Origin of the sequence: Leptothoe sp. ISB3NOV94-8A, from assembly GCF_043421595.1 — a bacterium.
Classification (GTDB): domain Bacteria; phylum Cyanobacteriota; class Cyanobacteriia; order Phormidesmidales; family Phormidesmidaceae; genus Leptothoe; species Leptothoe turfae.
The window spans coordinates 1911147-1930041 of record NZ_JAXSQW010000001.1 but is presented as its reverse complement, the minus strand read 5'-3'; the positions used below and the strand labels follow the sequence as shown (position 1 = coordinate 1930041).

Below are 18895 nucleotides of genomic sequence, written 5' to 3'. Positions count from 1 at the left end.
TTATCCCGATAGTCGTACCTGGGAGCCCGCTTCCGTTTTCATCACATCAATGCGGGTTTGAAAGGCCTCTCGAAAATGGGGCATGTGGGTCACGGCTAAAATACAAGCAAAATCAGGTGAGATTGCATTGATCGCTGCCACTAATCGATCACACCCTGCCTGATCCTGGGTACCAAACCCCTCATCAATGATCAGCATCTGCAGCGCCATGCCAGATCGCTGGGCTAAAAGCCGGGCCAAGGCTAACCGAATGGCAAAATTGACCCGGAACGCTTCGCCACCAGAATAGGTTTCGTAGGCCCTTGTACCCTGGGTATCGGCAATTAGAATATCTAAGGTGTCAATCAGTTTTTTACGCCCCGAACGCTGCGTGACAAACTGTACATGCAGCTGATGGGCACTGAGACGCCCCAGAATTTGGTTGGTTTCTGCCTCTAGCTGGGGGAGTAAATTTTCAATCATCAATGCCTGTATGCCGTTTTTGCCAAACGCATGCTGCAGCTCTTGATGTACCCTGTACTGATGCTGATGACTGTGGAGTCGTTGCCGCTGTTGATCGACCTGTTGCTGTAGGGCATCCAACTGCTGTAGCTGCTGTTCTAGACGACCCAGCTGGCTAATGTGTGCTTCTCGCTGGGTTTGCAGTTGGGCCAATGTAACATCCAACTGCTGGATTTGCTCGGTGGCATCAGGAATAAGATTGACGTCAGTATTGGCAATCTGTTGCTGTAGCATCTCGCATTGTTGCTGCTGTTCCGCTTGAATAGTGGATAAGGTGTGGCGCTGCTGTTCTAGATCAGGCAATGTGGAGCGGGCCTGCTGTAATGTCTGATGGCGCAGCTGCCAGGGTTGCAGGGCGTGTAGACGTCGCCGGAGCTGTTGGTGATGCTCAGAGGAGTAATCCAGCGCTGCCAGGGTTTCCTCTAACTGCAATAGTTCTTGAGGGAGTTGTTGATCAAAGGTGTCGAGTTGCGATCGCAATGCCGCTAACTCATTTTCTTTTTCAGGTCGTTCCGCCAACAGTCGTTCCAATTTGCGCTCGGCTTGAGATAATTCCGCTTGCTTAAATTCGGCCCAACGTAGCTGTTCAACTTGATTACGAACGAGGGCGTGATCGCGCTCATCATAATTTAATCGGGTAAGTTGTTGTTCTAGCTGTTGATATTCTTGTTGTAAGTCAGCTGCATAGTCTTCTGAATCTAAACATTGTTCTAAATGATGCCGTTCTTGCTCCAGTGCTTTGAGCCGCATGGTCACTTCTGTTGCAGAGCTGAGTTGAGCCTTGAGAGCCCCCTGCTTTTGCAACACCATACCGTACTTTTCTAGCTCTGCTTCCAGGGCTCGATATTCCCGCCGGAGCACCTGAATCTCTCGTTCAGAGGTGGTTAACTGTTCACGGATCACCCATACTCTCTTTTGTAAGGTGTCTCGCTCCTGTTGTAGTTGGGAAATCACCTGGGGGCCATGATCCGCCAGGGGGCGCTCACATAGAGGACAGTTTGCGGCTGGCTGGGTCAGCACCGCTAGCCGCTGTTCTAACTGGATCAGCTGCTGCTCAATCTGACGCTGCTCACTTTGGAGCTGTGCCATAAAATCTCGTCGCTCTTGACCTTTTTGACGAACTTGAGCTTGATAGGCCCGACGTTGTTCTAGATAGGTGAGCTGATGCTGTACCTGGGCCAGGGTTTGATGGAGTTTCGGTTGTTGCTGAGGGGCCAGGGTAGCCTGGGTTTGACTGATGGCTTCTAAGCGGGCTTCCAATCGTGCCGATGCCTGTTTCAGTCGGGTGTGAACCTGCTGCCGTCGCTGTAGTAACGGTGTGACATCCATCTGGCGTTGGTCCAATAGGCGCAGCTGCTGACGGGCAGCATGGAGCTGTGTCAAACTGACCTTCACGGTTTCCCGTTGACTCAGACCCTGCTGCAGCTCCGCAATTGTCTCGTCTAGTGAGGCAAGTTTCAGCTGCATTTGGCCAATGGCGGTCTGTAATGCTGCCCGTTGTTCCTGGCGTTGGGCCTGCAACTGCACCTGTTTAGTCTGGGTTTGCTGATACTGCTGAAAGCGTTGGGCATACTCCTCTTCTTGGGTCTGCAACTGTTGCAGTTGACCATAGCCTGCTTCAATGTCGAGAGCTGCATTTAACTCCACCTGAAAAGCATTAAACTGCTCCTCAACCCGCTGTAGCTCTGCATACCGCAGCATTTTAGTTTGGTGTAAGTGCTCAAGTTGTTGTTGCAGAGTTTGCAACAACTGTTGCTGTTGCTGCCGCTGCTGTTGCTGTTGTTGCAGATGATCGCGCTGTTCTTGAGCCGCCTGCTGCTGTTGCTGGATGTCTGTAACCTGTTGCTGCAATGTTTGATAGTGGGTGGCGATCGCACTGCGTTCTGCCAGTTGCTCCTCCGCCTGATTTAGCGTTGTAGTTAAGACTTTAATTTCAGCCTGATAGTCACGCCCCCGCTCCCGCGCTTTTTCCACCAGACGGTCATACTGACTCAGCTTTAGCAAATCAGCCAAAATCTGCTTCCGCTCACCTGGGCGCTTTAACATAAACTCATCCGCTCGGCCCTGCCGCAGATAGGCCGAATGGATAAACGTTTCGTAGTCCACCTTCAGATACTGAAGAATCAGCTGCTGCGTTGCCCGCACTCCCCGCTGGGTCAGACTGCGAAATCCATTTTCTGTCTGTATCTGAAATTCGAGTAAACAGCCTTGCTTGCGTCTGCGTCCCCGCAAAACTCGATAAACTTGGCCCTGGTGCTCAAAGGTAAACTCTACCTTGGCCTCTTTGGCACCTAGGTGAATAACGTCATCATCGGTGGCCACCCGACTGTGTCCCCAAATCACCCATGCCATCGCCTCTAGCAACGAAGACTTACCGGCACCATTGGGGCCACAGATACAGGCCACATGTAACCCCGCAAAATCGAGGGTAACCTCTCGATAGCTCAAAAAGTTAATTAGGGTTAGACGCTTGGGAATCATGGCATAGCTTTACAGCCTATGCCCACCATAGCAAGTACATACGATCTTTAGTACTTGCGATCTGTTTTTTAAATAACTAGCGATCCCATCGATCTGGTTTACTTATAACGCCCTGTAATTCCAGTTTTATCCTTAAGAGAGATTATTCTTAGGCTAAATTCGCCGTATGTTGTAGCAAAGTTCAAGAACCATAACCGATAAAGTTCCGTTTTGACTAAGTGGATAGAAAACTTTATCTGTCCTTAAAAATGGACGTGTAATTTTTCACTGGCAGATTAAAGGAGGCTGAAACCATGGAAGCTGACGTAGTTACAGATCTGAAAGTGCATAGCCGATATAACTGTTATCGCCTAAGTCCCGAACAAATGAATGCGATTCAAGATAAGGGTGTTTCGGTGACGCTAAATCCTGGCACTAACATTGTCAAGCTTCTGAAAAACGAGACTTCTTACACAACGGGCACGGGGGCCAAGGCCGAACCCTGGATTTTGCTATGGATTTATGGTGGCAAAGTTATGAATAGAAAGACAAATGTGGAAGTTGTTGCCACCTGGGCGTCTCTAAATGGCTACGATGACGCCTTGACAATGGATGTGCTTGAGCCAGCAACGCTGTGTGCTTTTTTGTTCGATACCAGCACAGGCAACCACAGTGGTGAATTAACCCTATCTGTCACCACTCTCTAAGGAAGCAAAACCAATTAACTTCAAAAATTTGGGTGTACAGACGTTCCATGGAACATCTCTTCAACATTTACTTTTGGACTTTATATACGGCTTGCTCCTAAGCGTAATTTTGTCTGCCCGTCTCTCCTATTTCATACATACATTTGAAGCAGCAACGTGTACCGAACGATGTCTTTGGTTAAATTTGCCACCATTATTGTTGCAACAGCAGCAGTTTCTCAGATATTCCATGGGAACTTCCCGCGACAGCGTTTATTTGCTCAGTCATTTGAAGAACCACCCGCTAGCTTTCCCATTCCAGATGCTCTACCAGATGGTGCAACTCTCAAGGTGGATGGTTCCACCAGTATGCGCCTCACCAACGAAGATTTAGAGAGTCGATTTGAGAAACAGTTTCCCAATGTGGATGTTGAGCTTGATACCAGCCGCACAGATCAAGCATTTCAAGCTCTGATTAATGGCGACATTGATATCCTAGCCACAGGTCGACCGTTAACGGATGCAGAAAAATCGCAGGGTGCCATAGAAGTTCCTCTGGAACAGCGAGAGAAACTGGCCATTATCATTGGCCCAGAGAACGGATTTGAAGGCGATCTCACCTTTGATCAGTTTGCCCGTATCTTTCGAGGAGACATTACCAATTGGTCTGAAGTGGGCGGTCCGAATGTTCCCATTCGCTTAGTTGATCGACCTGGCTATAGTGATACCCGACGGGCCTTCAGTACCTATAACGTCTTTGAAGGACAGCCATTCACAACAGGGACCATCGCTGATCCAGTATCAGATGATGAAACTGAAAGTGTGATTTCAGCCCTTGGCGCTGATGGTATTGGTTATGCAGTGGCGTCCCAGGTGGCCGAGCGCGATGATGTGACCATTATCCCCATGCACCAAACGTTACCAGATGATCCCCGCTATCCCTATTCTCAATATCGTGCCTTTGTTTATAAAGAAGGCGCTAGTCCCGCAGCCCTTGCTTTTTTAGGATTTGCAACCACTGAACTAGGGGAAAAGGTTCCTGCTGTTGGAGACGCTGCAACTGGCCCCGATACACCAACCGCAACATCAGCCAGCGGTAATGCTCCCACCGATGCTGATACATCAGCGACTGCTCCCGGTACAACAGCAGCTGATCCACCAGCGGGGGTAACAGCCAGTGGAGAGACCGGTAGATTTCCATTTTGGCTACTGCCACTGCTCGCGATTCCGTTATTAGGAGGTTTGCTGTGGTGGCTGTTAAAAAGCGGCGGTGGTGCTCCCCCTGCATCCGTGGCAGAGAGTCCAGTCCAACCTCGTATGGTATTAACTCCCCGAAACGATCGGCATGCCTATGCTTATTGGGAAATTCCCCCAGAGCGTTTGGCTGACGTCAAGCAGCAAGGGGGAGAAACCATGATGCTGCGCCTCTACGATGTTACTGGACGCAGTAAAAATTCGCCTCTGCCTACCCCCACAGCGGAGTTACCCTGTTTGGAGTCCACCCCTGATCTCCACTTACCGATTGAAGGGGACGGTCGCAATTACTGTGCAGAAGTGGGATATTTGACCAACGATAATCAATGGTTACCCATTACCAAGTCAGCTCCCATACGGATACCTGTCCGTCCTGACGTCAAGCCAGTTGCCTCTAATCTATCCGAGCTTAAAGCACCAAAACCTAGTGGTAAAGGCATGGCTGGTGCTCTGGGAGGTGCAGTTTTAGGTGGGGTGGCTCTGGCGGGAGGAGCTGCGGCCCTAGGAACTAAGCTAGCAGGGGGTAAAGCAAAACCGTCTGCAACAGCGGGGCGCATGGTTCTCACGCCGCGCAATGGGCAAAACGCCTATGCTTACTGGGAAATTCCCAAAGAACACTTGGCGGATGCTCAGCTTCAAGGGGGTGAAACTCTGGTGGCGAAGCTCTACGATGTTACCGATAGACCCACCGATGCAGCCTTACCGGAACCTGCTGCTCAGGTGGAGTGTGCAGCGGCGGATAGGGATGCCCATTTCCCCATTACGTCAGGTCACGACTACATCGCAGACGTTGGTTATCAGACTGCCTCAGGTAGCTGGCTATCCTTAGCTCAATCAAATTTGATACAAGCTGGCGGTCGTCAAGAAAGTACGTTAACCGGCAACTTTCCTGGTGCTGCTGTGCTGGGAGGTGCTGCTGCTGTCGCAGGTGCTGCCGTCGCAGGTGCTGCTGTCGGACAAGCTGCAAACTCAGCCATCTCCAACAGTCGGATTGTCATGGCTCCGCACAGCTCTCAAAAGGCATATGCCTATTGGGAAGTTCCTGAAACAGCAAAATCGGCCCTCAAAGCAGCAGGGGGGCAGGCTTATCAGTTGCGTATTCACGATGTCACAGCTATTGATATCGAGCGACAGTCGCCCAACAGCACACTTACCTACGGTCTATCGGAGTCGGATTGCGATCGCACCGTTCATCTACCCAATGATCACAGTGAGTATGTAGCAGAGGTCGGTTACCAAACAGCCTCTGAAGACTGGCTAACGTTGGCTCGATCCATCCCAGTGACCCCCTCTCAAGTCTTAACCCAATCCGACAATACGGCTGATTTAGCAGACACAGTCCCTGAGCAAACATCCCCCATTCCAGTCGCCGCCGCTGTGGCCACTGGCAGTCTATCCGCCGCCACAGTCAAAGCTCGGCAGGCCGATCCCACAGATGGAAACAACCTTGATACACCACAAGTCCCCCCCTTAAATCAAGGCTCTACTCAAACTGTTCAAGTCCATAGCCGCAACAATGCCATTATGTTTGATGAAGGTCAGCTGCACCACATTGAACATAATGTTGCCAGCACTTATCAGTTAACTTCGGGCATGTACACATTGCAGCTTCGAGATGGAGTCTTCAACTATGACGCTGACGACAGTCACCCAGGGGAAGCTTTTGTGTTGCTTTGGGTTCATGGAGGTACAGTCATCAATCAAAAAACTGGGGTTCCCGTCAGTTCCACCTGGACCACACTCAATGGATATGATGACACCCTAATTTTGGATGTTAGAGAGCGTGTTAAAATTTGCGCCTTCTTTTTAGACACCTATCCAGATGACAACTCAGGCGAGGTCACCCTGTCAATAGTCAAGCAATAGGTGGCACAACAACTCTATTGGAACACAAATAGTAAGAGCATTTTGGAGAATAAAACCATGTTTTTCGAAGTATTAAGTGCAATCAACGATCCTAACCAGCAGGCCAACATCAGTCAGTTAGAACAAATAATCACATCAGTGAAAAAGTTGGCCAGTAGTCAGGGCGTTAATCCCCATCAAATGCAGTCCATGATGACTGTTTTAGGTGGAGCCCTACAGCCTGTCTTACAACAAAAACAGTCTCAGTTCGGCGCTGGACAGCTAGCCTCCATGCTGGGTCGCACAGATGATGCCTCAGTGTTAACATCGATCATTTCTCCACAGCTACAGGAACAACTCGCCCACACAGTCGCCCAAAAAACTGGAATGCAAGCCTCTACGGCCCAGGCTATGTTCCCACAACTACTACCCATTGTGATGCAGTTGTTTAACATGGGTGCACCAACACCAGGCAGCGTCGGTGGAATCAACTCTCTGCTAAGTGTGTTTTTAGACAGCAATCGTGGGAAAAATACGGATTTAGGCCATGTTATGAAATTTGCAGAGCGATTTTTAGCCTGACTAAGCATATAAGGCTGCTTAAGTATGTGAATCTCCAATAAATTAGATGTGAAATAGCAAAACGTTCTCGATCATCCTATCCGTGCCCAAGTATTGAGACAGGTAGTATATCCTCCAAAAACATACTACATTTAATCCGTATAAAAGCAGAGACTTTATCGAAAATCTTGGATTTTTGGAAACATACATGATTTTTTATCGTCCTACTTGACAGGTGCAAATCTAGAACATTATTTGCAGCGACGTTCTGCATAGTCCACTGAGCATTAGGGCACATTTATACAAGCCCCCATCCTTCCGTAGAAACACATTGACCACTTTCATTGTCATATACATTTGAATGGGTCATAGGTCTACCTGGCTGACTTTTTTCAAGTATCGCTATGCATTATTAATGATGTTTGTATTAAGGGAGGTAGTTGAGCAAAGTCTTTATTGGCGGTATTCAAAGCTACTAAAAATAGAATATCAGCTAGAATATCAGCCATCTAACTGAATTTAGCTGCTCTCATCCTGGTGGTTTCGTTTCAGATAGTAAGAGTTATCTGTCGAAGATTACCTCAAGGTTCATCATCACAAATAGGTTCTATCTGTATTTTTCTCCTGTGGCATTGAATCTTATGCCCGGAAGTTTTGTGATTGGCCCCAAGGCACATACGCCGTAATCCTATGAAGTACTCATTTGTTAATCAACCTAGAGAAGAAGATTGCGGAATTGCCTGTATTGCAATGATCGCCAAGCACTATGGTCAAAAACTTCCTCTGTCACATGTCCGTGAACTTGTAGGAACTGGCCAGCTGGGTTCATCTTTACTAGGTCTGCAACAAGGGGCTGAAGCCTTAGGCTTTCAAGCTCGTTCTGGTCAGGCAACCGATGATATTTTTAATCGCATACATCGCCTGCCTTTACCCGCGATTATTCACTGGGGTAGGGAGCGCTGGGTTGTTTTCTACGGAAAAGAACAAAATAAATACGTTATAGCGGATCCAAGTATTGGCATTCGCCACCTCAGTGCGGACGAAATCAAGCGCAATTGGGGGGATGGTGCCATGCTTTTGCTGGTACCCGATGAACCATTTTATCGCTTATCAACCGATCAACCCAGCAGAGTTATTGGTGTTCTACAAAAGCTTTGGCCTTATCGCGTTTCATTAATTCAAATAATAGTATACGGTCTTTTCATTGGCTTTTTATCCCTAATTTTTCCATTTCTGATTCAGTTCATCACAGATGATGTGTTAATTGCAGGTGATATTCATCTGTTGCCTAGGGTGGCTTTAGCGGCTCTGGGCTTCTTTATCATTAAAAGCTTATTAAATCTAGTCCAAGTTACGTTAGTCGCCAATATCTTTCAAAGATTAGAACTAGGAATTACCCTAGAGTTTGGGCGTAAATTACTAAAGCTACCGCTCAATTACTATGAAACTCGACGTAGCGGTGAGTTTGCTAGTCGTCTCAAAGATATTTCCCGTATTAATGAGCTCATTGTTGATGGAGCCGTTCAGCTACCTGGGTTACTTTTTACAGCATCCGTATCCCTTGGCTGCATGCTGTTTTTCTACAGCTATCGTCTGACAGCCTTCTCACTGCTAACAGCGGCCCTAATGTTAGGAGCAACCTTGACATTACTACCTATATTTCAGATCCGTATTCGACGTCTGCTATCTCTGAAAGCTAAGAACCAGGCCATGCTGGTGGAAATCTTCAGAGGGGCTATGACATTAAAGACAACAACGGCCCAGCCCCAAATTTGGAAAGAAATACAGGGAAGATTTGGTAATTTAGCTAGTAAAAAAGCTGACGCTGTACAACTCAGTTTTTTTACTGGCCAGTTAGCAACTTTGACATCAGGTGTTGGGCAAATTGGTATCTTTTGGCTGGGCACCTCCATGGTGATTAAAGAGGAATTGACCTTAGGGCAGCTCCTAGCTTTTAGCATCATGAGCTATAGCTTTCTGGAATTTATTAGTTTTCTGGTTAAATTTTCAGACAGATTTATGGAAGTTAAGACGTCAGTTCAACGATTTGATGACGTTATTGATGTCGAGGATGAAAATCCAGATGATTGGCTAAAGCCCTTAGCTGAAATTCCCTCAGATGGAGATATCACCTTTAAGAAAGTCACCTTCCACTATCCGGGGCGGTTCAATTTACTAGAAACGTTTTCCCTCTCAATTCCTGGTGGTAAATTCTCTGCCCTTGTTGGAGCCTCTGGTTCTGGAAAAAGTACGATTGCTAAGATTTTAGCGGGCCTACATCCCTATCAGTCAGGCGAAGTACTGGTCGGTCCACACAATCTACGGGATTTATCTTCTGAATGTGTGCGTCAACAGATTGTTTTAGTATCCCAGACGACTCACTTTTGGAGTCGTTCAATTCTAGAAAATTTTCAGCTCTGTGCACCTAAGACCACCTATAACGAGATTGTCGCAGCTTGCCGCATTACGGGCGCAGATTCTTTTATTGACCAGTTACCAGAAGGCTATCTTACCGTTTTGGGAGAGTCCGGATCTAATCTATCGGGAGGTCAGCTACAGCGTTTGGCCATTGCTCGAGCCTTAGCGCTGAAACCAGCTGTCCTAATTTTAGATGAATCTACCTCTGCATTAGATCCCTTCAGTGAGGCTGACCTACTCCAACGACTGTTAGTGCATCGCAAGGGGCATACAACGGTTCTAATTAGCCATCGCGCCAGTGTTACCCGCATCGCTGATTGGGTTACCGTCATTAACAACGGGGAAGCAGATATTGCTGGCTCGCCTGAATACTTACTCAGTCAAGAAGGTGGTCACTTACAATTTCTAGACGGGTCATCACCTTACTCTTCAGGGGGAATTAAGCGTCTCGTGGCAAGTAACACTAAAACAATCTCTGATATTTCCTCTCTCCCAGGACGTCGAGAGAACTAATCAAATTACACAAAAAACTTATAATAATTGGCAATGTGAGTGTGGCCCATGAAATATGATGATGCTATTTCAAATTCTATGTTTGAGTTGCCTAGTCAAATAAAAAAAACAACAGCGATTGAGTCCGTTACTGACATTGAGCTTGTAATTGAGCAAGCAAAATCACCTTTAGGCACCCTACCAGTAAAACAAGAATATCAAGCGCGGCAAACATCTGTAGAAGAGGCCCAGTCTCTGGCATCACCTGTAGTCGATGATTTTTTGCCGTCCCCTAACCGCCTACTAATTTTTGGCGGCTTAGGTTTGGCAAGTTTACTGGGTATAGGGGCATTTGCATCTACTTTAATCACTTACAACACAACGGTTAAAGCTGAAGCTGTAGTTGAGCCCATTGGTGATATACGGTCTGTCAAAGCAGGTATGGGAGGAGTTGTTGACAAGATTCTCGTTAAGGATTACGACTCCCTCAAACCAGATCAAGAGATTGCTACTCTAAAAAATACAACACTGCTTGCTAAAGCCACTCGCATCAAAACTCAGCTTGTTGGGATTGAAGAGCGCTTAGCCCAAGTTGAAGGTCAGCTAAGTTCCCTGGAACAGAGACGTATAGCAGAGTCTAGCTGGTTAAAACAATTGGTGCCAGGGGGAATAGGAACTAACAATAACCTGCCACAATTTGAATATTCTAAGAACATGCTCTTGGAATATCAAAAAAATCTTACAAGCCAATTAAAGCAGGAACAAAAAGAGTTAGAACAAACTCAACAATTAATCGACAGCCTAACAATTCGCGCTCCCCAAGCAGGTACTGTCTATGATTTAGAGCTTGAAAGGTTAGGGCAGACCGTTGCTTCCGATGAACCTATCGCTAAAGTTATTTCCAATGAAACAGGTTTAGTGATTAAAGCATTGTTACCTAATAACGATATTCAAAACATTGAAGTAGGCCATCCTACAAAGCTACATTTGCCCAAATGTGCTGCGTTTAGATTTGGTTCCTTACCAGGCCAAATTAGCTTAATCGAATCAGCACAAACAGATGTGGCAACTGATCTAGTCAAATCAGATAATCTTTCAGATACCTCTCACATAGTCACTGTAGAAGCCACAGAACAGGCCCTACAGGCTGTCGGATCAGAGGCCTGTGAGTTGTTACCTGGGATGGAGGGGGAACTAACAATCATCACTGGACAAGAGAAGCTATTTAACTTCTTTTTGAGGAAGCTGCGTTTCAGCAGCAATATTTAAGTTATTGAGAAACTACCGTGGTACAGCCTGACGAGCGACAACTAGAAGAAATGCCTTTGTCACAGGGTAAATTAGCGCTTAGAGATGCGACCCTAGTAGCTAATGAACTAGTACTGGATACAGCCACCCTATCCCCAAGGCTTCATGTAGATAAGCAAGCGTCTCAGCCTAGCTCCCACACGGTAGAAATTTTCTGGGATGAAGCTTTGGTCACTGCCACCGAGTTACTCTATGGTGAGGCTGTCTATCCTATCAAGAACATTGACTCACTGCAAATCGTAAAACTGCATCGCAGGCGATCCGTCATTCAAAAAAAGCTCAGTAACTTTGCTGCTGGGATTATAGCCACAATTGGTGTAGTGCTAGTTATTGGCTCTCTACCCTGGCTAGTGCACGTTTTTGGCATGCTCCTATTCATCAGTAGTCTGGGGTATGCCGTGTATTTTAATTGGTGGATTGAACAACGTAGACGCGGTGAATTCGGACTTGTCATGACCATGCAGACTGAGTCAAAAGTTGTCATTACAAGCCATAGTCTCAAGGCAATTCAGACCTTATATCAAATTCTTTTTCGCCGTCTAGATCAGGTCAATCTTAACGATGAGTCCCTGATGGTTAATATGTACACAGGCGAAACCCTCCATAAGGCATAAAGACCCAGGTTGGGGCTGTAGAGGGGTGGATGAGTGATGGAATAATGGGGTGATGATTTAAGCGCAAGCGTCTAACGGTTGAAGAAGGGGCAACACACTGACATCTATTTACTTAGGATACTTCAGGACAATGTCCTCCTGAGTTCTATCTAGGCTGTTATATTGATTGTCGATAATATACGCTAGCAACGTTTGACAAGGGCAAAACTACAATCTTCAAACTATTTGCCACAGTCTTTACAGAAGCTTTAAATACGTGATCAAAATTAGATTAAACTAGCTTTTTGGCTGTCTCTAAATCAGTAACATTTGCAAACCAACCAATTTTCAAATTGACCCTATATTGTTTTGAACAATGTTGTATTTGAGTTGTCAATATATTTCAAAGTTGCTGGTGGGGATGTAAAACAACCGTAACGAGCTACTCAGTTTTGCAAGTATCTAGAATATCTACGCGATAGTACTTAAGTTTTTCGTAGATTTCCCAGTTAAAAACCACTTAAAAAATTGGTCCATAGTATCTTGTCCTAGCTAGGCACGGTGGGGTTGAATCACATCTAAGGTCTTCTACCACAGAATCTACTACAGACCTTCCATATTGTTATTACATCAGTGTGACTCATAAGCCCTAATATTGTTTGTTGTCGATTCGGTGTGGATTGCCGGTCACTAAAGGTAACCCACGGTTAGAGTATCAATAGATACGGGCTGATATCAGTACAAATAAAATCGGGGATGGCTGAACATTCGATGTGTGAAATTGTTTTTAATTTATCTGAATCTAAAGGAAATTAAACATGGATACTTCTAAACGTTTAGGACTTGTACGCAACATCACAGGCCTAGGCATTTCCTGTCTAACAGTACTCTCTCTCTGCGTTTTCTCCAGCACGGTGCAAGCAAACACCCGTGATGCACAGGTAGTAACGTCAGACAATGATTCAGAATTGCTTGCTCAAACTCAAAGGACACAGGTGATTCGTCGCAGTGTTGTTCGGCAAACTAGTTTTACAGATCTTCGTCAAAATTATTGGGCATCAAGCTTTATTTACCCCTTAAGTGAACGTAGCATTATCGAAGGGTTTCCCAATGGCATGTTTATGCCTACCAATGGATTGACCCATGCTCAGTTCTCGGCGTTAGTTAACAAAGCCTTTGATGTGAGGCAAGTGCGCCAAGTCTCGTCTATTTCTGGCATTTCTCGCAGCTACTGGGCCTATAATGCTATTCAAAAGGCCTATTCCATGGGCTTTATCGATCTAGATGATGTTGTTGCTAATCCAGAACGACGACTGACACGATTAGATGTTTTGGTTTCTTTAGCCCGTGGTTTAGGCTACACCGAAATTATTTCGGGGAAGACCGTGACGGAGATTCTCAGTATCTATGAAGACGCTGATACTATTCCCACGGAATACCGCCTCATCATTGCAGCACTGACTGAGCGTGGCATTATCGTTAATTACCCCAATCGTAGTCGTCTCAACCTTTCCCAAGTAGTGAGTCGTTCCGAAGCCTGTGGTTTTATCCATCAGGCCATGGCCAGCTTGGGAATTATTGAATATGTTCGTAATGAGTATGTGGCCGACGACTTCCTCGATATTTTTATCTCGATTAACAACGATATTGAGATAGATAACTCGGTTGATATTGATAACGATAGCAGCAACGACGGCGGTGATGATGACGACGACGATGACGACGACGATGACGATGATGACGATGACGACGATGACGACGATGACGACGATGATGATTAATGAACTGAGTAGTGATACCAGTCAGCACGTTTGAGTGCAAGATTATCTAATGAATGGTTTTGGCACGACAGTTTTCACCTAGACAGATTTTCATCTAGACAGAGGGTGCTGTGAACCGTTACCCCCCGTTCTGCCAATGTTTCTTTGAAGAGAGATGTTGGCAGCGCTCGTTCCACTGGCCATACACCTGGGAGAGAGAGTTGCCCTGATAAAATTAACTGAGCTACGCTGCCGGTGCCATACCCAGCAGCAGCAGCTGTATCTGGATGGGTCGTCGTAGCCAGGTAGGTGGCGGCTTGTCCATGAGATTGCCCACGGAGAGCCAAACGCATGGCAATGCCTGTACCACTGAAGCGATCGGTGACTTGTGTCATGGCATAACTCACCTGAGAGAGAAATTCTGTTATGGCAGGTTGTTTTAGCCAGGTAGATGGCATCAGAGTCATTAAACTGGTCAGGTGATTATAGATGTCAGGCAGGGAGCCAAATTTAGTGATTACGGTATTTAATTGAGGAAAGGATTGGGCCAGGGTAAGGGCTTCAACCGTATTAAACCAATACACGCCGGCCCCTTGGTTATAGGGAGCAGGGAAGGGTAAAACTTCTCGCTCACTGTAGGGTTGAATCAAGCGTTGCTGACCGTTAACTTTGGCTGCAAAGGGAGTTTGCAACTCGATAAATGTGGTGCGCATAACGGTTACACCTGCTCCACCCGACCCAGCCACCAAATAGCTGAGATGAGCATGCTGAGCTTTTTCTAATTGCTCAATACCCTGACGCACCATACTATTAGAGATGCCGGGAAACACCCCAGTGCTGACAATGCAGGTCACACCGGCCACTTTGGCAACCTCCCTAAATGCCAATGCCTTGCTAACGTAATCAGGGCTATCGGCAACATCAATGTAGGGAACTTTTTGCTCAATACATTGGGACAAAATATGGAAATCTCGTGGGCGAAATGGTCCCGCACAGTGGATGACTAAATCGTGAGATGAAATCGCATCCCTCACCCGCACTTTGTCTTCCAGGTGCAGAGATTGATATCGCTGGCGTGGCTCCAGACTAAACGCAGCCTGAGCACGTCTGCCCGTTAGGGTCATTTCCACATCGGTATGACGCAACAAATCAGCAGCCACGCTCCGACCAATGCGGCCACTGCCGCCGATAATCAAAACTCGCTGTGCCATAAACCAGTTATCCCAACGCTATGCCAAGCTTATCCTCCGTTCACACCTTCACTATTGACAACCTGTAGTTGCTGCAAAGACCGGCTGTAGCTGACAATAAACCAACTACACGTTGACCTCATTCTTTATGACTTTGCCCGTCACCCCCAAAGCATCTCGTGATTATCTGCCTGCGATTAATGGCTGGATCATTACAGTGTGGCTAATTGCCATGTTAGTGGCATCTCCTATTCTAGTGGTCCTGGGCAGTGTGTTTTCCCATAGTGAGGGGGTCTTTAGTCACCTGGCTTCAACAGTACTGACCCAGTACATTACCCATTCTCTGGTCTTGATGGTGGGGGTGGGGGCTGGGGTGCTGTTTTTAGGCATTTCGACGGCTTGGTTGGTAACCATGTGTCGTTTCCCAGGCGGTCGTTTATTTGAATGGGGTCTGCTATTGCCGCTGGCTGCACCGGCCTATCTGCTGGCCTACACCTATACGGACTGGCTGGATTATTATGGCCCGGTGCAAATTTGGTTGCGATCGCAATTTGGCTGGCAGTCTGTCACCGATTATTGGTTTCCCGACGTGCGTTCGGTGGGTGGGGCCATTGTCATGTTTAGCTTCACCCTCTATCCCTATGTGTATATGCTGGCACGGGTAGCCTTTCTAGAACAGTCAGTATGCACCTTAGAAGCCAGTCGTTCCCTGGGGTGTAGCCCCTGGCGCAGTTTTTTTAAAGTGGCCTTACCCTTAGCGCGCCCAGCGATTATGGCAGGACTATCGCTGGCATTAATGGAAACCCTGAGCGATTTTGGCACTGTTGACTATTTTGGTGTCGCCACCTTTACCACTGGCATTTATCGCACCTGGTTTGGCATGGGTGCCCAAGTGGCCGCTGCCCAACTGTCTGCCATGTTGATGGTCTTCATTTTTGTGCTGATTATTCTAGAACGCTGGTCGCGACGACAGGCAAAATATTATCAGGCAAAAAACAGTGTTCAGCGACCTCAACCCTACCATCTAAAAGGCATTCGCGCCTGGGGAGCAACCTTAGCCTGCGGACTGCTAATTACCCTAGGGTTACTGTTACCCGGTGGGTTACTGGCCCACATGACCCTCACCCATCTGGATGAGACCCTGGATAATCGCTTCTTTGAGCTGGCTCGTCATAGCCTAATTTTGTCAGGACTCACCGCTGGGATAGGTGTTATCGTCGCTCTAGTTTTAGCCTATGGCGAACGTTTGAGTAAACAACGCACTGTCAGTCTTGGGGTGCGTCTGGCCTCCATGGGATATGCTGTCCCCGGTGCAGTCATTGCTGTGGGCATTTTGATTCCCATTGTCAAACTCGATAAGGGACTGGCAGCCTGGGTAGAAGCCAGTACAGGACATTCAATGGGATTAATTCTGAGTGGCACAATTGTGGCCCTAATCTTTGCCTATTTAGTCAGATTTCTTGCTGTAGCCTTAGGGACCGTTGAATCAGGTCTGGCCAAAATTCGCCCCACCATAGATGACGCTGCCCGTAGCCTGGGCTGTGCTCCTAGTCAAACCCTGGTCAAAATCCACACCCCCCTCATGGCCAGCAGTTTACTAACAGCCATTATGTTGGTGTTTGTAGACGTCATGAAAGAGCTACCAGCCACCCTGGTTATGCGCCCCTTTAACTTTGACACCCTGGCAGTCAGAGTCTATCAATATGCCTCTGATGAACGTCTAGTGGAAGCATCGGCTCCAGCATTAATGATTTTGCTGGTGGGGTTGTTACCCGTTATCTTGTTGAGCTGGCGTATTGCCCGCGAGAGATAGATTGAGGGTGTAACGACCATTCTTACTAGCTGACTAACGTGGCTGGCCACGATGCCATCCCAGCTATCCAGCAAACTGGCTGGGGATAGCTCACCTGAGCCAGTTTGCTTTTTGTAAAAGCAATTGGGGGAATGTCACGCTTAAGTTTGTGATTTTATTGAGATCCGTTATCATAAGTGAGAAGAATGGTGGTCAAGTAAATGCGTTACATTGACGCAAAAATGCTCCCTTAAGGCATCTTAATTTATGAACTGGCATGGTTGGCTGTTTATTGTTTGCTTTATAGCAGTCTCTGCCTGGGGGCTCAGACTATCCTGGCTTTGGTGTTATAAATCTAGATACGAGCAGTGGCGTAGGCATTCCCGCTCGTCCATGGGAGTCAAAAAGTTTAGACGCTCTAAACGGCACATATACTACGTTTCCCGTAAATAAAAATAAAAATCAATAGGGGCAATTAAGATCCATTTCAACAAAAAAGCCTGTACTGCTAAGTACAGGCCAAGTTGAGAGAGGAGAATTTCTTAATGAGCCCTTAAACTGTCGGAAATTTAAGAGCGTTAGGCCTGGGCAATACTATCTAGAGCCTTGTTGACTCGTTTAAAGTCAAAGCCAATTGCCCGTAGTGCATGCCATAGATGGCCCTGTAGAAAGAAGAACCCTAAGAAAAAGTGGGTATTAGCCAGCCAACACCGAGCCGTATGGGCATCCAAGGGTAGTTGAATAGTGTCTGCAAAATACGGAGACACCCCAAGCTTTGTGTCTAATACGGGGCCATAAAATTCAACGGGATAGGCCAGAGTATTGACGGCGCAGAAATAGGCAGCAACGAATGCGGCTAGGGCAATCCCCCCTAAAGAGTAGGAAAGGATAGCTTCCCCTGAGAAAGAGAGTACTCTCTTGGCCCAACCGAGGGGAGGTACAAGAATATGCCAGATTCCACCCAGAATTAACAGGGTGCCAACGAAGGCATGGCCTCCCACCAAGTCTTCCAAGTTATCAATGCTAGCAAAATGAGTTTGGTAGCCATAGATGGTGGCAATATCTAATGTGGGATTGGTAACCAAACGAACCTCACCCAAAGCTGGATCATAAAGACCATGCCATTTTGTCGCCCATAGGACCAATAGGATGGCACCCATACCTAAAAACAGCAGATGATGCCCTAAGATGAAGCCCAGCTTCTTAGGATCTTCCCAACTAAAATGGAATTTTTTGGCTCTACCGGAGGCTTTGCTTAAGTCTTCTTCGCCTTTAACTAAATGGAACAGGGCACCGGCAGCCAGTACAGCAGAAGAAACCAGGTGCACAGCGCCAACAACAAAAGCAGGGTAGGTATCAACCATAATGCCATCGCTGACACCTAGCCCCAGGCTGGCAAGATGGGGCAACAAAATTAACCCCTGTTCCCCCATGGGCAAAGAGGAATTATAGGTCGATAGCTCAAACAGGGTAAAGGCACCGGCCCAAAATGTAATGAGGGCTGCTTGAGCCACATGAGCTGATATAAACAGTCCAGACTTATCAGCAAAGCGAGAGTTACCCGCCCACCAGTCGTAAGTCGGACTTGATTCACCATACGCTTGCATAATAGTGATGATGTCTCCGAATAACTACGATAGTTATGTTGTTGCCTAGGGAGATAGATGTCACGGTGCAACAACAAATCCTGATTGAAAACAATCTGCTAACTAAATTATTTTCAATGGCTGAGACTAGCTTGTCCCATAAAGCTTCTTTTGGCAACTAATGAGATCTATTCTTAATAATAGTGATCTAAGAAACATTTGATTAGATGACATGCAAGGATTAGAGCTTATAAAAGTCAAGCTTTTAGATCGATTTTCCTGTTTTATAAAAAGAAAAATTCCCAATAAAAAAGGATGGCAAATGCCATCCAGATTGAGAGGATATTTAGCTGTTGCTGATTTAGGGGATTATCGAGCTAGTAAATTTGCCCTAAGTCAATCTTTTTTAGATCAAATCCTCCTGGGGATCAGCAACACCGATAGTTAAT

At 46.7% G+C, this 18895-nt stretch carries 12 protein-coding genes; 9 read left to right on the top strand and 3 right to left on the bottom strand.

The features are described 5' to 3' along the window. The gene (locus tag SPB21_RS08440; protein ID WP_499866297.1) at positions 1-2982 is read right to left on the bottom strand and encodes an AAA family ATPase; all 2982 of its coding nucleotides are present in this window, start codon (positions 2980-2982) and stop codon (positions 1-3) included. A 293-nt stretch (positions 2983-3275) separates the two neighbouring features. Here SPB21_RS08440 and SPB21_RS08435 point away from each other — a divergent pair, with 293 nt between their 5' ends. From SPB21_RS08435 to SPB21_RS08405, 7 genes are all read left to right on the top strand, one after another. Then, complete coding sequence (locus SPB21_RS08435; protein WP_499866296.1) at positions 3276-3668, top strand: hypothetical protein; 393 nt, start codon at positions 3276-3278, stop codon at positions 3666-3668. Positions 3669-3836: 168 nt separating this feature from the next. Continuing rightward, positions 3837-6767, top strand: a complete 2931-nt coding sequence (locus SPB21_RS08430) for a DUF4912 domain-containing protein (RefSeq protein ID WP_499866295.1) — start codon at positions 3837-3839, stop codon at positions 6765-6767. Positions 6768-6824: 57 nt separating this feature from the next. After that, positions 6825-7328, top strand: coding sequence for a DUF937 domain-containing protein (locus SPB21_RS08425; RefSeq protein ID WP_163660322.1), 504 nt, complete (start codon positions 6825-6827; stop codon positions 7326-7328). A gap of 669 nt (positions 7329-7997) precedes the next feature. Then, positions 7998-10238 (top strand): peptidase domain-containing ABC transporter, encoded by a 2241-nt coding sequence (locus SPB21_RS08420; protein ID WP_499866294.1) that lies wholly within the window; start codon positions 7998-8000, stop codon positions 10236-10238. A gap of 48 nt (positions 10239-10286) precedes the next feature. Continuing rightward, entirely contained in the window at positions 10287-11486 is a 1200-nt protein-coding gene (locus SPB21_RS08415; RefSeq protein ID WP_499866293.1) for an HlyD family secretion protein, read from the top strand. A 17-nt stretch (positions 11487-11503) separates the two neighbouring features. Beyond that, on the top strand, positions 11504-12139 hold the full coding sequence (locus tag SPB21_RS08410; RefSeq protein ID WP_163660328.1) for a DUF6232 family protein: 636 nt from the start codon (positions 11504-11506) through the stop codon (positions 12137-12139). 797 nt (positions 12140-12936) lie between these two features. Continuing rightward, a complete protein-coding gene (locus tag SPB21_RS08405) occupies positions 12937-13899 on the top strand; it encodes an S-layer homology domain-containing protein (RefSeq protein ID WP_499866292.1) in 963 nt (320 codons plus the stop codon). Positions 13900-13973: 74 nt separating this feature from the next. Here the strand turns inward: SPB21_RS08405 and SPB21_RS08400 are convergent, their stop codons facing one another. Further along, positions 13974-15089, bottom strand: coding sequence for a saccharopine dehydrogenase family protein (locus tag SPB21_RS08400; protein ID WP_499866291.1), 1116 nt, complete (start codon positions 15087-15089; stop codon positions 13974-13976). 127 nt (positions 15090-15216) lie between these two features. Between SPB21_RS08400 and SPB21_RS08395 the strand changes: the two genes are divergently transcribed. After that, positions 15217-16881, top strand: a complete 1665-nt coding sequence (locus tag SPB21_RS08395) for an ABC transporter permease (protein WP_499866290.1) — start codon at positions 15217-15219, stop codon at positions 16879-16881. Positions 16882-17438: 557 nt separating this feature from the next. Here the strand turns inward: SPB21_RS08395 and SPB21_RS08390 are convergent. Beyond that, complete coding sequence (locus tag SPB21_RS08390; protein WP_163702333.1) at positions 17439-18467, bottom strand: chlorophyll a/b binding light-harvesting protein; 1029 nt, start codon at positions 18465-18467, stop codon at positions 17439-17441. Between the two features lie 211 nt (positions 18468-18678). Between SPB21_RS08390 and SPB21_RS08385 the strand changes: the two genes are divergently transcribed. Then, positions 18679-18894: a hypothetical protein gene (locus SPB21_RS08385; RefSeq protein ID WP_499866289.1), complete on the top strand. Its 216-nt coding sequence runs from the start codon at positions 18679-18681 to the stop codon at positions 18892-18894. Position 18895: the final 1 nt, after the last annotated feature.